This window comes from Prevotella sp. SGI.167, assembly GCF_050313615.1.
In the GTDB taxonomy this organism is placed as follows: Bacteria; Bacteroidota; Bacteroidia; order Bacteroidales; family Bacteroidaceae; genus Prevotella.
Genome location: NZ_JBNPLT010000015.1, coordinates 70,988 through 84,827, shown reverse-complemented (window position 1 = coordinate 84,827; position 13,840 = coordinate 70,988). Strand labels below are relative to the sequence as shown.

Sequence of the window (13,840 nt, the reverse complement as noted above, 5' to 3'; positions counted from 1 at the left end):
TTTCTATCAACTGATTGCCATTTTCATCTTTCAGCTTTCCGTTGTAGTACATCAATGGACTATATAAATGTCGAGAGAAGTATAATGCCTGAAAGCCATAACCAATTCTTATGGTTGAAGCGAAGGAGCGATTCTCCAATTGGCTTTTTATCAGCTCGATCGTCCGCTTAAAATCATCATACATACCTTTGTCTATCTGAACTAATACCTTTTCGTCAAGACCTGCCATCTCGCTTGTTAACGAAACCGTCTCCAAGTTATGATTTACCCAAATAGACTTGTGATTCTTGTAATACTTGTCAATATATCCTTGCATCAAAGTTGTCAATATTTCTTACCACATTGAACTAACACGCAGATAATCATCCCAAATCAAACTACTTTTTGGCACATACAATATGTACCATGACGTGTTAGCAGCAACTTCTTTCAAAGTTTGCAGTTGCATAGTAAGATTATACATTCCACGCTGACGCTTATATTCACACAAGTCAACGTACAATTTTGTCCAATCAATTAGAGCCAACTGTTCTTCACCAAGTTTTGCCTCATCCTTTGTAATTGTCTGACTTATTTTTTCAGACTTATTTGAAGAAAATGTTTTTATCTGAGAATCGCGATCAACCACAACGGGGCTTGCCGCAATAGTTGCATCCATATCCAATCGCAAAAGCGGAACATCTTTGATATATTTTTTACCTTTCTTCAAACACAAATACTTCAAGCGTTTTTTCTCCAAGTCAACAACATTAGGCATTAAAGGCAACTCTACCTTTACCTTGTCATGTACATTCACTTCTACACCTTCATCCTTGATGATTCGACTAAACTCATCCATATAGTCTGCTTTCAATCCAAAGATGTTCAAAGTTTCCAATATACCAATATGCCCAGGTACCTCATCCGGACACTGTCCCTTGTCCAATTTGCCAGTACGTTTCAAGGAAAAGCCATAGCCTTTCAAGCGTACTCCACGACCAAACAACTGTATAATTTCCGATCCGTCTCCCTGTCCTACATTCAGCAAGCACATTGTTGACACACGCCAAGAAGACCAACCTTCTGTAAATTTCTTCGCACCAATCAATATGTTTATCGTAGATTTTTTCTTGTTGATATTCTCAAACAGCGAACTTCTGTTATAGTCTCTCACGTCTGTATGAACAAAAGAAGCACATGCCTTAACGACATCAGCAGGATTGCCAACATTTATAACTCCGAAATAAGAAGAATTGCCCATACGCATACCGATTTCTCCATCCACACCAGCTATGCGGTCCAAATGAAGTTGAACTCCATAAAGACTGCTGTTGAATATAGAAGTCATCATGTCGCCATAAACTTTGGAAGCATCCATGTTCAACTCTCGCAAATAAGCAAAGGCATCCTTATATATACTATAACCTTCTGCATCTACCAAGCCATCCTCTCCACGAAGCAGGGCTTTGATACCTTCTATCGTTTTATCTGTTTCGGTTGTAAATTGCTGGAAGAACTGTACCAATCTAACAATATCACTCAGTTCTGACTTTGCACTTTTCACAGTGTTACCTACAAATATGGCAGCTGGCTTTTCTATATTGAAAGACATCAACTCTTCCTTTTTGTCATTATAAAGACGCAATTGCTCATAAAAGCCCAACAGACCATCCAACATATATAGGTATTCTTGCGCAGCATCTGTCATAACTTTCACATTGCGGGTCACAAAGTCCTTGCCATATCCGTCTTCATAAAAATACTTATAGCTATAATCGAATAATGTAGCCAAACCATACTCCCAAAGCAATTCGTTACGCTTTTTCTTGTTGCCTTCGGCAGCAATACTTTGCCCGAAAGTAGCAGAATACTCAAAGCAAAATCCTGCCTCACTTAGTTTATCACGAAGTTTTTTCCAAGAATCACCACTTGCCCCACGATGTCCTTCATCTATGAACACAAGATTGTTCTTCTCAAAAAAATCGACATTAACTTTCAATTCTCCATCTTCATCTGCAAGCTTTGTGATTTCTGTAACTGGAGCATACTGATCCTTATACAGTCCTCCTCCCTTTTTGGAAAACACCTGTACTTGAATACCACTTAGCTCCATCTCTCCTACATGCTGGGCAGAGAGGCTTTCTTTCGGAGTTATAAGCAATGTGTTATTATATACCATGCCATGCAAGTCGGCATAATAACGCAACTGGAGCATATTGACATGCATCATCAAGGTTTTACCTGAGCCTGTAGCACACCAGACAGAGATTTTATTGAGTTGTTCTGCAGTTATCTCCCTGAAAAAAGGCTCTGTGTAATAATCATTATTTTGCAGAAAATCATTCTTGCGAAAACGATTGATATCCTTGACCAAGCCTTCTCTGTCAGAAAAGTATTTATCCAAATAAACTTCTGTAAAAAGAAGCTCCAACCACTGAAAATATTTCCAAATTACCTTATCTTGTCGATATTCATTGATTTGCAAAGTATATTCATAGATATGTCTATCATAACGCAACACATCCTCTACCCTCACCATGCCAGCCCAACGCTCAAGTTGGTTGCAAAGAACTCGGCAATAGTATGATACGTTCTCTTCATCCCAACCTTCCAAGTTGGGAGATTTCATGTTGGAAGCCAACTGCTCTCTTGGTAATTGTCCTTATATACAAAATCGTCACCACCTGTATTATAAGGAGGATCTATATAGACACATTTCACCTGTTCTGCAAATTTCTCTCTCAAAAGATTGAGAGCTTGAAAATTCTCAGAACTAATCATCAAACCATTACATTGCTCATCAAAATGATCAATGGAAGCAAGCAACTTGTGCTTAAACTCACTTGAGAAATAAGCAGTATCCACGACCAAAGTCTCATTTTCCTTCAAGAATTGCGGAGTCAACGGAACTGAGTATTCCGCTTTCATTCCTGGGATTTCACCCTTTCCCAATTTCACTTTATCTATTGCATAAAGCTTTACCCACTCCTCACGCTGCTTGTCATTCTGTCCGATTTCCTCATACAAAGAAGCAGGAATATGATCAAGAGTGACCAAAAAATCAGCCGAAGCCACCTTTTTCTTCTTAAGCCACAACTTCTTTTGATACTCCTCTAATTGTGCCATCAAAGTAATGATACTTTTACCAACAGCCTTAACCGCCTTAATAACTGCCAAATGAGACAAGAACTTCTTTGTATCAGTTGTATCTATGTCATCTATCACAAGAATCTCATTCTTGATATAAAAGTCCATTTCTCTTAAAAGGAAGCCTTTCAAATCCTTATGAATGAAATAGTCACAACGATTTTTCTCCGTATAAGTTGTAAGATGGCGCAGCAGCAATGTAGTATGATTTTTCTCATCCACCTCCTTGGTCAACTCTTTGTATTCCACAGGGAGTTGTTCCAAAATATATGTATTTATATTGATTTTTCACTCCATCACATCCTCATTCTTAAGAAATTGGAACAGCCCCATAAAGACATAACCATTATCATCCATATATGTGGCAATGTCATCGCCCACAATGATTATCTTGCGGAAAGAGTCGTCTATCTTCTTCAGCGAGGCAAGTTCCTGCTCACGCTTCTCTTCCGTTGGCAAAGAATATGCCGACTGGATGTAGTACTTGTTGAGACCATTCGTGGCAATGAAGTCTATCTCATACTGTTGGTAGGTACTCTTGCCATCACGCATCACCCGACTCTCCACCACACCGACATCCACTACATAGCCACGGATACGCAACTCATTGTAGATGACATTCTCCATGATGTGGGTAACCTCCTGTTGCCGGAAATTCAGTCGGGCATTACGCAAGCCGACATCCACCACATAATATTTCTTGATACTCTCATAATACTTCCTGCCTTTTACATTATAGCGGCGAGCACCCTCGAAGAGGAAAGCATTCTCCAAGCATTGAATATAGGAAGACACAGTATCCGCATCAAGCTTTACATGCTGCACACTCTCCAAAGTATTACGTATCTTGCTCGGATTGGTCAGCGATCCAATGGAAGAACATAAAGAATCCACCAAGCACTCCAAAGCCACACGATTCTTGATACCATTTCGCTCTACCACATCATCAAAGTATGTCTTTTGCCATAACCTTTGAAGATAACTCACCTTCTGCTCAGGAGTAGGATGATTACGAAGAGCAGGCATTCCTCCGTATGTATAATATTCCTTCCAAAGTTCGTTAATAGAATCAGACCTATCTGTGCAGAACTCCTTAAAGGAGAAAGGATAAACTCTCACCTCATCACCACGACCTCGAAAAATCGTATTGATGTCACTTGAAAGAAACTTGGAGTTACTGCCTGTGATATAGACATCAACATTGTCATGAGCATTCAAGCCATTCACAATACGCTCAAATCCCTCTACCATTTGTATCTCATCAAGAAATACATAATAGCTGGCATCTTCATCTATTATCTTGGAATAGAGATAGCGTTTCAGAACCATCGGATTGGTCAAATCCTCCCCAGTAATATCCTCATCCACATCAAAAGACACCATGATTATGTTTTTCTTAGGTACACCTTGACTCACCAAATAGTCATGATAAACCTTTTTCAGAAGCCACGACTTACCACATCGACGAGTCCCCGTTATGATTTTCACCTCACCATTGTCTCGCCGATGAATCAGCTTTTGCAGATAAATCTGTCTATTTACATACGTTGCCATAATCATTTATTCCGATTTTACTGCAAATTTACAATAAATTCCGAATAGGACAATCTTTTTGATAAGACAAAGTTATTTTTATAATATTTATTAACTAAACAAGCACTGAAAATCAGATAAATAAGATATCTTTCCATCTTTTACCATAAAAGAAAGATCTACCCATAAGAGCTTATTCCATTCCGAATTTACTGTAAATTTGCAGTAAATTCGGAATGGGCAATCAACAAGTCATGCTTCCTTTATATAAAAGGATCGAGCAATGCCATCAAGTCAGCCTTCGACATCGCACCACTCTCCCGATACAGCACCTCGCCATTGCGGAAGAGCATCAAGGTTGGCACTGAGCGAATGCCATACTGTGCCGCCACATCATTGTGAGCATCTACATCTACCTTGATGATGCGAAGCTTGTCGCCCACCGTCTTCTTCAAGTCTTCCAACACAGGGTGCATCATCTTGCAAGGTTGGCACCATGTAGCAAAGAAATCAACCAATACCAGTTGATTGCCAGATATTACATCATTGAATGTTTCCATAAATTACCTTTTTTATAATATTTCACTTCTCTCTCAACATCCATTCCCACGTAGGGAGAACATGAACCTGCTTGCCATCTATCTCAAGTTCTTCCTTCTCCTCCATCGTAAGAATATATCCCTCAGCCAAGCCATAAGCATTCATGGCTTCCATCAGCCCCTCGATTTCTCGCTTGCGAGTTTTCTCATCATTCATGGCTATCGTTACCTGATAAGCCTCCTTGATTTTCATGCCCTCCCTCACCACAAAGTCGCACTCCTTCTTATCGGCATGATAGAAAACATCATATCCGCAACGCTTTAATTCGACAAACACCATATTCTCCAATTTCACGCCCATATTATCTGTGGCATTGAAGCCCATGCGACTTACAATGGCATTATCGATGAAGTAGATTTTCTTAGGGTTCAGCATCTGCACCTTTACCGATGGCGAATACTTCATGAGCTGGAATATCATATAGGTTTGCTCGATGTACTCCAAATAATTTTTGACGGTTTCGGAATGACGAATGCCCACTATCTTACCCAGTGAGGTATAGGAAATGCGCTTCGTGGCATTGCTGGCGAGATAAAAGATGAGTTCCTGCATCTCCTTATCATTGGTCAACCCATTACGAGCATCACATCACGGAAGATGATGCTATCGTAGAGTGACGAGAGGTAACGAGTGGATGACGACTGGAGATACTTAGGAAATCCACCTTTCTCCAAATACTCCTTGAAATGCCCCAAGAGAATGGCACGCTTGCTGGTTAGATAAAAGTCCCTGGCTTCCAGCTGCACCTTTGCCAACTGCAAGTATTCTTGAAAGGAAAAAGGGAAAATCTCCACTGCGATATAACGCCCCGTGAGATGAGTGCCAAGCTCTCTACTCAGCATTCGGGCATTTGATCCAGTTACAATCACCTTATTGCCTTCGTTGTAGAGACGGCGCACAAAGGTCTCCCAGCCCTTCACATTCTGTATCTCATCAAAATAATAGGTATGCTGCTCACCAAAGAGTTCGAAGAAACATTCTTGCAATGTTTGGAAATCTGCCACAGTAAAGTTGACCAGTCGCTCATCATCAAAATTGAAAAAGAAGTCTTGCTCCGGCAATTTGCTGCGCATTTGCTGGAGCAAAACAGACTTTCCACAACGTCTTATACCAGTAATAATTAGTATCTCCGTTGTGGTAAGCCACTCTTCCTCTATGTCTCTCGGCACAGTATCTTGTACTATATTCTTGCAGTATTCCTGCTGCTCAAATATAAGTTGCTTTAATAACTCTTTCATGTTCAAACATTTAATCGTCTGCAAAGATACGATATTTTATGATAAATACCAAGAAAATCCTCCTTTTTATTCATTCTGAACGAGCAATTTCTATTATTTTTACTCATTCAGAATGAGTAGTTCAAAGCAAAACCACTCATTCAGAATGAGCATTTCTTGAAATTGGCAAGGGTTAGATGGATGATAACAATGCCACAACTTATATGTTATATGATGCAAGGAAGCAACCATAACGATGCAAGGAATCCTTTCTTACGATTGCGTGACATTTGTAATGCGATTATACGACACTTATCATACGGTCGGATGGCAAATGCCGTATAATCACATGACATATACCAATGTATAAATAAACCTAATATTTTACACCAAAAGATACAAGTTATCACATTATTATATATATTTGCATCATCTTTCATAGAAGACAAAGAATATAGACAACAACGAACCATCAAACAACAAGAAATATGGAACTGAAATACGATATTTACACTCTCAACAATGCCCAGGGCACAGGAGAAAAGCGCCAATACGTTCGTATCGTGCAGCATGAACCTATGACCGAGAAGCAACTGCAAGAGAAAATCCAGAGCCGCTGCTCACTCACCAAGGGAGATGTGGCTGCGGTGTTGGCAGAGCTTCATGACATTTTGGTGGAAGAATTCTCCATGGGACGCCGCTTTTATATCCCAGAGATAGGCTACTTCTCCATGTCGGCTAGCCTAGAGATGCCAGAGGAGAATCCAGACAAGAAGATTACGGGCAAGGAAGTACGCATCACCGGCATCAACTTCCGACCAGAAGGTAAGCTAATGGAGGAAGTACAGCGCAACGTCCACTTTGTCCGCTCTCGTTATTCCAACCAATCTACAAAATACTCCGAAGAAAAGATGTTGGAGAAAATCAAGGAGTATCTTCAAAAGAATCGCTACATCACCACTCGCATCATGCGCATCCACTTCGGCTTGACTCCATACATGGCTCAGAAGTGGCTCAACCATTTCTGCGAGAAAGGTATCATGGTAAAGGAAGGCACCCAGCATGCTCCCATCTATTTCTTGAAATAGTTACTTTATACAAAACAAATAGCGCTGTCGGTAACAAAGTGAAACATTTTTGTTATTATCAAAAGAACTTAAATAATTTGGTTGTTTCAGCCGAATGCCCTATCTTTGCAAACTGAAATAATCATGAAACCAAATAAAAATAGAATATATGTTTAGTGGAATTGTAGAAGAAATGGCCACTGTCGTGGCTATCAAGCATGATAAGGAGAACATCGACTTTACGTTGAAGTGCTCTTTCGTTGATGAACTCGGCATCGACCAAAGTGTGGCTCATAATGGTGTGTGCCTCACCGTAGTGGAAATAAAAGATGGCACGTATACCGTTACTGCCATGAAGGAAACCCTGGACCGCAGCAATCTCGGTCTGCTCAAGGTGGGCGACAAGGTGAACGTAGAGCGCTCTATGGTGATGAACGGCCGTCTGGATGGTCATATCGTACAGGGACACGTGGACGAGACTGCCAAATGTATCGCAATGAAAGACGCTGATGGCTCTACTTATGTTACTTTCGAATATAAGCTCAATAAGGAAATGGCAAGAAAAGGCTATTTCACGGTCGACAAAGGCAGCGTGACCGTGAACGGCGTTTCGCTCACCGTCTGCGAGCCTACCGACAACACCTTCACCGTTGCCATCATTCCTTATACACGAGAGAACACCAACTTCTGCAACATCGAAGTGGGAACCGTGGTGAACATCGAATTCGATATTCTCGGCAAATATATTGCAAGACTGAAAAGCTTCGAATAAGAGGGTGTAGCAGATTTTAGGCACGGATTACACGGAGATTTTAGACGATAATGCAAAAAGCGCATTTATAATTTAAAGGAAAATCCGTGTAATCCGTGCCTAATCTATACACAGGGCAGATGGTTCAACCGCCCTCGCTACTTTCTTCTAATCGTCAAATCAATAGTCTCCGGATGCTTTTCGGCAAATGCCTTCACATCATCAACAACCAGTACCAGATAGCCTCCGCCACCAGCTCCCGGCATCTTCCATGCATGAACCTCAGGAAGGACGGAATACTCATCTATGAAGCCCTGAACGCAACCCTGAATCATGGCAGGGAACATGGCTACCTGAGCATCAAACGACGCCTTGAAGGCAGAGGCAAAGGCAGGGAAATCCTTCCGGAGAATGGCATTCCAACAGTCATCGGCTGCCTTGGCAAGATTCTTCACCTTTGGCTCGGTAATGTCCTTGCCTTCTACCACGGAACAGCCCGGACGGCGTGGCTCCATCGGAATCATGCAGACATGACTCTCCACCCAGGTGAGAACGTCCTCGTCAAGACAGGTCTCGAACTTATCCGGCCAGAAACGGTTGTCATAATAATGACGCACCAGTCCAGGCATACAGATCCCTATGGAATCCTGTGCCCCGCTCACAATGCCATCGTTGCGCTCAGGATCGTTCTCGAAACAGAACACCAGCTTGGCAAGAATCTCCGGATTCATATCAGGCAACTTCACCGGCCAGATCTTCTTGATCATGTTGCGGGTAGAAGTGGAAAGACCACAACGCTCACGCACCTCGAAGGTAGGAATCAGCGACATGGTTATCGCCCAGCCCGGAGCATGGCAGCTGACGTAAGGCTGGTCTATCCAGGTACCTGCCAAATCAAGACGGGTAGGAAGCTGGCAGGTGGAATCCTTGATGTCGGTGCTGGAACGTGCCTTCAGGCCCTCGGCAGGCGTGCGCTGCAACACAACATACTCAATGCCTCGCTCCTCGCAGAACCTGCGCTTGGTTTCGCTGCTGCCGTCTGCATTCACCACGAAGATGTCAGGCTTCACAAAATCCACCGTCGGAATAAAATCCATAATGCCATCACCCTGGTTGATAAAGGCATCCTTTACATATTTAATAGACTTCACCATGAAAAGGCGCTCCTGCTCGGGATAGAACGTCTTATGATGCTTGTAGCCGAGAATCGTCTGGTCGGAACCTATACCTACGTATAAGTCGCCATACTGAGACGCCTGGCGGAAAAACTCAACGTGACCGCTATGCAGCAAGTCATAGCAACCACTTACAAAAACTTTCTTCATTATTATTTAAGCTACTTTTCTTAGATTTATTCTTTTTGTTTCCAAGACTTCTGTCCCTCAGTTTCCAAGACATGAATCTTTTGCCTACAAAACTACAACTTTTCTTTCATTCTTCCAAGAAAAACCTGCACAAATATTCCATTTTGCGCACAAACCATCCTATTTTGTGCATTTTTCTAACGAAATATTTGGGTAACACGCAAAAAAGTGTTACTTTTGCGGCTGTGTTTTGACCCAATATGGACATTTGAAAGTCCTGTATCGGACAGATTACCGTCTGACTATGAACTCGAAAACAGACATCTTGAGAATCAAGCACTAACAAACTTAGGAAAAATTTAACAATAACCATTAATTGATATGAGTTTAAAAATCGTAGTACTTGCCAAGCAAGTACCTGACACAAGAAATGTGGGTAAGGATGCGATGACAGCTGAAGGCACCGTAAACCGTGCTGCCCTTCCTGCTATCTTCAATCCAGAAGATTTGAACGCATTGGAGCAGGCTCTCCGCTTGAAGGAGCAGAATCCAGGTTCTACAGTTGGAATTTTGACCATGGGTCCTCCACGTGCTGGAGAAATCATCCGCCAGGGTCTTTATCGTGGTGCAGATACAGGTTGGTTGCTCACCGACCGTCTCTTTGCCGGTGCTGATACATTGGCTACTTCCTATGCCCTTGCTACCGGAATCCAGAAGATTGGTGACGTTGACATCGTGATCGGTGGTCGCCAGGCTATCGATGGTGATACAGCCCAGGTGGGTCCTCAGGTGGCTCAGAAGCTGGGCTTGAACCAGGTTACTTATGCTGAGGAAATCCTCAAGATAGAGGATGGCAAGGCTACTATACGCCGCCTCATTGATGGTGGTGTGGAGACTGTTGAGGCTCCATTGCCATTGGTTATCACCGTAAACGGAAGTGCTGCTCCATGTCGCCCTTGCAACGTGAAGCTCGTAATGAAATATAAATACGCTACCTGCCCTATGGAGCGCAAGGGTGATGAGCCTTGGGCCAACCTCTATGAAGAGCGCCCTTACTTGACTCTGAACCAGTGGAGTGTTGCCGATGTTGACGGCGACCCTGCACAGTGCGGTTTGAGCGGTTCACCTACCAAGGTGAAGGCCGTGAAGAACATCGTGTTCCAGGCTAAGGAAAGCAAGACCTTGACCAGCAGCGATGAAGACATCGACGGACTGATGAAGGAATTGTTGAACGAAAGTATTATCGGATAATTTTGAAAAGACAATGAACAACGTATTTGTATATTGCGAGGTAGAAGGCACAACCGTTGCCGAAGTATCTCAGGAATTGCTCACCAAGGGTCGTAAGCTCGCTAACCAGCAGGGCGTAGAGCTCCATGCCATCGTAGCTGGTACCGGCATCAAGGGCAAGGTAGAGGATCAGATTCTCCCTTATGGTGTAGATAAATTATTTGTTTTCGATGCTGAGGGATTGTTCCCATATACTTCAGCTCCTCATACAGACATTCTCGTCAACCTCTTCAAGGAGGAGAAGCCTCAGATTGCACTGATGGGTGCTACCGTTATCGGTCGCGACCTCGGTCCTCGTGTTTCTTCTTCATTGACCAGCGGTCTTACCGCCGACTGTACAGAGCTTGAAATCGGTGATTACGACGACAAGAAGAGCGGCAAGCACTACGAGGGTCTGCTCTATCAGATTCGTCCTGCCTTCGGTGGTAACATCGTGGCTACTATCGTAAACCCAGACCACCGTCCACAGATGGCTACAGTCCGCTCTGGCGTGATGCAGAAGAGCATCTACGAGGGTGAGTGCAAGAAGGAAGTAGTTTACCCTGAGGTAAGCAAGTATGTTCCTGCTGAGGACTTCGTAGTAAAGGTTCTCGACCACCACGTTGAGGCTGCCAAGCACAACCTGAAGGGTTCTGCCATCGTCGTAGCCGGCGGTTATGGCGTAGGAAGCAAGGAAGGCTTCGACCAGCTCTTCGAATTGGCTCATCTCCTCCATGGTGAGGTTGGTGCTTCCCGTGCTGCAGTAGATGCAGGTTGGGTAGATCACGACCGTCAGATTGGTCAGACTGGTGTTACCGTTCATCCTAAGGTATATATCGCCTGCGGAATCTCTGGTCAGATTCAGCACATCGCCGGTATGCAGGATTCAGGCATCATCATCTCTGTAAACAACGACCCAGATGCTCCAATCAACAAGATTGCCGACTACGTTATCAACGGCAATGTTGAGGATGTGGTTCCTAAGCTCATCAAGTACTACAAGCAGAATTCTAAGTAATCTGCATTACACATTATTTAAATAAGAAAAGCAAAATGGCTAATTACTATAGTGATCACCCTGAGATTGAATTTCATCTCAATCACCCATTGATGAAGCGTGTTGTTGACTTGAAGGAGCGCAACTACGCTGAAAAAGACCAGTTTGAAGATGCTCCTGTCAACTACGAGGATGCTATCGAGAACTACAAGCGATTGCTGGATATTACCGGCGATGTAGCTGCTAACATCATCGAACCAAACTCTGAGGATGTTGACCTCGAAGGTCCACACCTGGAGAACGGCCGCATGATCTATGCCAGCAAGACATTCGAGAACCTCGATGCTACCCGCAAGGCTGGCCTCTGGGGCTTGTCAATGCCTCGTCGTTACGGCGGCTTGAACCTGCCTAACGCCATCTTCTCTATGGCTTCAGAGATTATCGCTGCAGCTGATGCAGGTTTCCAGAACATCTGGTCGCTCCAGAGCTGTATCGATACTCTTTATGAGTTCGGTTCTGAGGAGCAGCGCCAGAAGTACATTCCTCGCATCTGCGCTGGCGAGACCATGAGTATGGACTTGACTGAGCCTGATGCAGGTTCTGACTTGCAGCGCGTGATGCTGAAGGCTACACAGGATGAGGACGGCACATGGCGTCTGAATGGTGTGAAGCGTTTCATCACCAATGGTGACTCAGACATCCACCTGGTTCTGGCTCGTTCAGAGGAAGGCACCAAGGATGGTCGTGGTCTTTCCATGTTCATCTACGACAAGCGTGATGGTGGCGTAACCGTTCGTCACATCGAGCACAAGTTGGGTATTCACGGTTCTCCTACCTGCGAGTTGGTTTACAAGAATGCCAAGGCAGAGCTTTGCGGTAACACCCGTCTCGGTTTGATTAAGTACGTGATGGCTCTGATGAATGGTGCCCGTCTGGGTATTGCAGCTCAGAGTGTAGGTGTTGAGCAGGAGGCTTACAATGAGGGTTTGGCTTATGCCAAGGAGCGTGCTCAGTTTGGTGAGAAAATCATCAACTTCCCAGCTGTATACGACATGCTTTCAAGAATGAAGGCTAAGTTGGATGCAGGCCGTTCACTCCTCTACTGCTGCGCTCGCTACGTAGATATCTACAAGGCTTTGGAAGACATTGCCCGCGACACTAAGCTCACTCCAGAGGAACGTCAGGAGATGAAGAAATACACCCGCTTGGCTGATGCATTCACACCATTGGCTAAGGGTATGAACTCAGAGTATGCTAACCAGAATGCATACGATGCCATCAGCATCCACGGTGGTTCTGGTTTCATCATGGAGTATAAGTGCCAGCGCCTGTTCCGTGATGCCCGCATCTTCTCTATCTACGAGGGTACTACTCAGTTGCAGGTTGTTGCAGCCATCCGCTACATCACCAACGGCACTTATCTCAGCATCATCAAGGAGATGCTGGAGAGCGAGGTTTCAGAGGATTTGAAGCCATTGAAGGAGCGTGTAGCTAAGCTCGTAGATCTTTACGAGGCAGCCATCAACAAGGTGAAGGAAGCAAACGATCAGGCAATTCACGACTTCCTGGCTCGCCGTCTCTACAATATGACTGGCGACATCGTAATGTCTCTCCTCATCCTCGACGATGCAACCAAGGCTCCAGAGATGTTCCAGAAGAGTGCCAATGTTTATGTTCGCATGGCAGAGGAGGAAGTTCTCGGTCATTCAGCATACATCCAGAACTTCAAGGCAGAAGACTTGGAGAGTTTCAAGGCGTAAGACATTTATAAGAATAAGATAATTTAAAAAGTCCGTGGGCAAATGAATGCCCACGGACTTTTTCATTTTATTCCCTTATAATTAAAATTTTAGTTAATTCTTTAGCTATTGCTTGAGTTTTTTCATTGCTATTGTAGTATTATCAGAAAAAAATAGTATTTTTGTAGCGTCTAATCTGACGGAAACCCAATCATTGGGAGGAAGTAGAGAAAGACA

Annotated in this window: 13 protein-coding genes; 5 read left to right on the top strand and 8 right to left on the bottom strand. The window is 43.6% G+C overall.

What is annotated here, in order from left to right:
* The 7 genes from ACQRBJ_RS09495 to ACQRBJ_RS09465 form a co-directional block, all read right to left on the bottom strand.
* On the bottom strand, nucleotides 1-319 hold a 319-nt coding region (locus ACQRBJ_RS09495; RefSeq protein ID WP_445303471.1), incomplete at its 3' end, for a hypothetical protein.
* A 15-nt stretch (nucleotides 320-334) separates the two neighbouring features.
* Nucleotides 335-2,620, bottom strand: coding sequence for a DEAD/DEAH box helicase family protein (locus ACQRBJ_RS09490; protein ID WP_445303470.1), 2,286 nt, complete (start codon nucleotides 2,618-2,620; stop codon nucleotides 335-337).
* A complete protein-coding gene (locus tag ACQRBJ_RS09485; RefSeq protein ID WP_445303469.1) occupies nucleotides 2,605-3,390 on the bottom strand; it encodes a hypothetical protein in 786 nt (261 codons plus the stop codon). The genes ACQRBJ_RS09490 and ACQRBJ_RS09485 overlap by 16 nt, the downstream gene beginning before the upstream one ends.
* A gap of 24 nt (nucleotides 3,391-3,414) precedes the next feature.
* Entirely contained in the window at nucleotides 3,415-4,680 is a 1,266-nt protein-coding gene (locus tag ACQRBJ_RS09480; RefSeq protein ID WP_445303468.1) for an ATP-binding protein, read from the bottom strand.
* A 242-nt stretch (nucleotides 4,681-4,922) separates the two neighbouring features.
* Nucleotides 4,923-5,219 carry a thioredoxin gene (gene trxA, locus ACQRBJ_RS09475; protein ID WP_006847073.1) on the bottom strand — a complete coding sequence of 99 codons (297 nt, stop codon included), beginning with the start codon at nucleotides 5,217-5,219 and terminating at the stop codon, nucleotides 4,923-4,925.
* Between the two features lie 22 nt (nucleotides 5,220-5,241).
* Nucleotides 5,242-5,811 carry an ATP-binding protein gene (locus ACQRBJ_RS09470; protein ID WP_445303467.1) on the bottom strand — a complete coding sequence of 190 codons (570 nt, stop codon included), beginning with the start codon at nucleotides 5,809-5,811 and terminating at the stop codon, nucleotides 5,242-5,244.
* A gap of 14 nt (nucleotides 5,812-5,825) precedes the next feature.
* Nucleotides 5,826-6,497, bottom strand: coding sequence for an ATP-binding protein (locus tag ACQRBJ_RS09465; RefSeq protein WP_445303466.1), 672 nt, complete (start codon nucleotides 6,495-6,497; stop codon nucleotides 5,826-5,828).
* Between the two features lie 467 nt (nucleotides 6,498-6,964).
* Here ACQRBJ_RS09465 and ACQRBJ_RS09460 point away from each other — a divergent pair, with 467 nt between their 5' ends.
* A complete protein-coding gene (locus ACQRBJ_RS09460; protein ID WP_441936061.1) occupies nucleotides 6,965-7,564 on the top strand; it encodes an HU family DNA-binding protein in 600 nt (199 codons plus the stop codon).
* Between the two features lie 148 nt (nucleotides 7,565-7,712).
* On the top strand, nucleotides 7,713-8,315 hold the full coding sequence (locus tag ACQRBJ_RS09455) for a riboflavin synthase (RefSeq protein WP_445303465.1): 603 nt from the start codon (nucleotides 7,713-7,715) through the stop codon (nucleotides 8,313-8,315).
* 137 nt (nucleotides 8,316-8,452) lie between these two features.
* Here ACQRBJ_RS09455 and ACQRBJ_RS09450 read toward each other — a convergent pair whose 3' ends face one another.
* Entirely contained in the window at nucleotides 8,453-9,619 is a 1,167-nt protein-coding gene (locus ACQRBJ_RS09450; protein ID WP_441937524.1) for an adenylyltransferase/cytidyltransferase family protein, read from the bottom strand.
* Between the two features lie 360 nt (nucleotides 9,620-9,979).
* Between ACQRBJ_RS09450 and ACQRBJ_RS09445 the strand changes: the two genes are divergently transcribed.
* The 3 genes from ACQRBJ_RS09445 to ACQRBJ_RS09435 are packed head-to-tail and all read left to right on the top strand — an operon-like array spanning nucleotide 9,980 to nucleotide 13,624.
* Nucleotides 9,980-10,849, top strand: a complete 870-nt coding sequence (locus ACQRBJ_RS09445) for an electron transfer flavoprotein subunit beta/FixA family protein (RefSeq protein WP_445303464.1) — start codon at nucleotides 9,980-9,982, stop codon at nucleotides 10,847-10,849.
* 13 nt (nucleotides 10,850-10,862) lie between these two features.
* Nucleotides 10,863-11,885, top strand: coding sequence for an electron transfer flavoprotein subunit alpha/FixB family protein (locus ACQRBJ_RS09440; protein ID WP_154482077.1), 1,023 nt, complete (start codon nucleotides 10,863-10,865; stop codon nucleotides 11,883-11,885).
* A gap of 35 nt (nucleotides 11,886-11,920) precedes the next feature.
* The gene (locus tag ACQRBJ_RS09435) at nucleotides 11,921-13,624 is read left to right on the top strand and encodes an acyl-CoA dehydrogenase family protein (protein WP_445303463.1); all 1,704 of its coding nucleotides are present in this window, start codon (nucleotides 11,921-11,923) and stop codon (nucleotides 13,622-13,624) included.
* The last annotated feature ends 216 nt before the right edge of the window (nucleotides 13,625-13,840 follow it).

Coding starts and splice junctions, on each gene's coding strand:
- ACQRBJ_RS09460 (WP_441936061.1), top strand. CDS start 6,965: ATGGAACTGAAATACGATATTTACACTCTCAACAATGCCCAGGGCACA.
- ACQRBJ_RS09445 (WP_445303464.1), top strand. CDS start 9,980: ATGAGTTTAAAAATCGTAGTACTTGCCAAGCAAGTACCTGACACAAGA.
- ACQRBJ_RS09435 (WP_445303463.1), top strand. CDS start 11,921: ATGGCTAATTACTATAGTGATCACCCTGAGATTGAATTTCATCTCAAT.
- ACQRBJ_RS09450 (WP_441937524.1), bottom strand. CDS start 9,619: ATGAAGAAAGTTTTTGTAAGTGGTTGCTATGACTTGCTGCATAGCGGT.
- ACQRBJ_RS09470 (WP_445303467.1), bottom strand. CDS start 5,811: ATGCAGGAACTCATCTTTTATCTCGCCAGCAATGCCACGAAGCGCATT.
- trxA (WP_006847073.1), bottom strand. CDS start 5,219: ATGGAAACATTCAATGATGTAATATCTGGCAATCAACTGGTATTGGTT.
- ACQRBJ_RS09455 (WP_445303465.1), top strand. CDS start 7,713: ATGTTTAGTGGAATTGTAGAAGAAATGGCCACTGTCGTGGCTATCAAG.
- ACQRBJ_RS09465 (WP_445303466.1), bottom strand. CDS start 6,497: ATGAAAGAGTTATTAAAGCAACTTATATTTGAGCAGCAGGAATACTGC.
- ACQRBJ_RS09440 (WP_154482077.1), top strand. CDS start 10,863: ATGAACAACGTATTTGTATATTGCGAGGTAGAAGGCACAACCGTTGCC.
- ACQRBJ_RS09480 (WP_445303468.1), bottom strand. CDS start 4,680: ATGGCAACGTATGTAAATAGACAGATTTATCTGCAAAAGCTGATTCAT.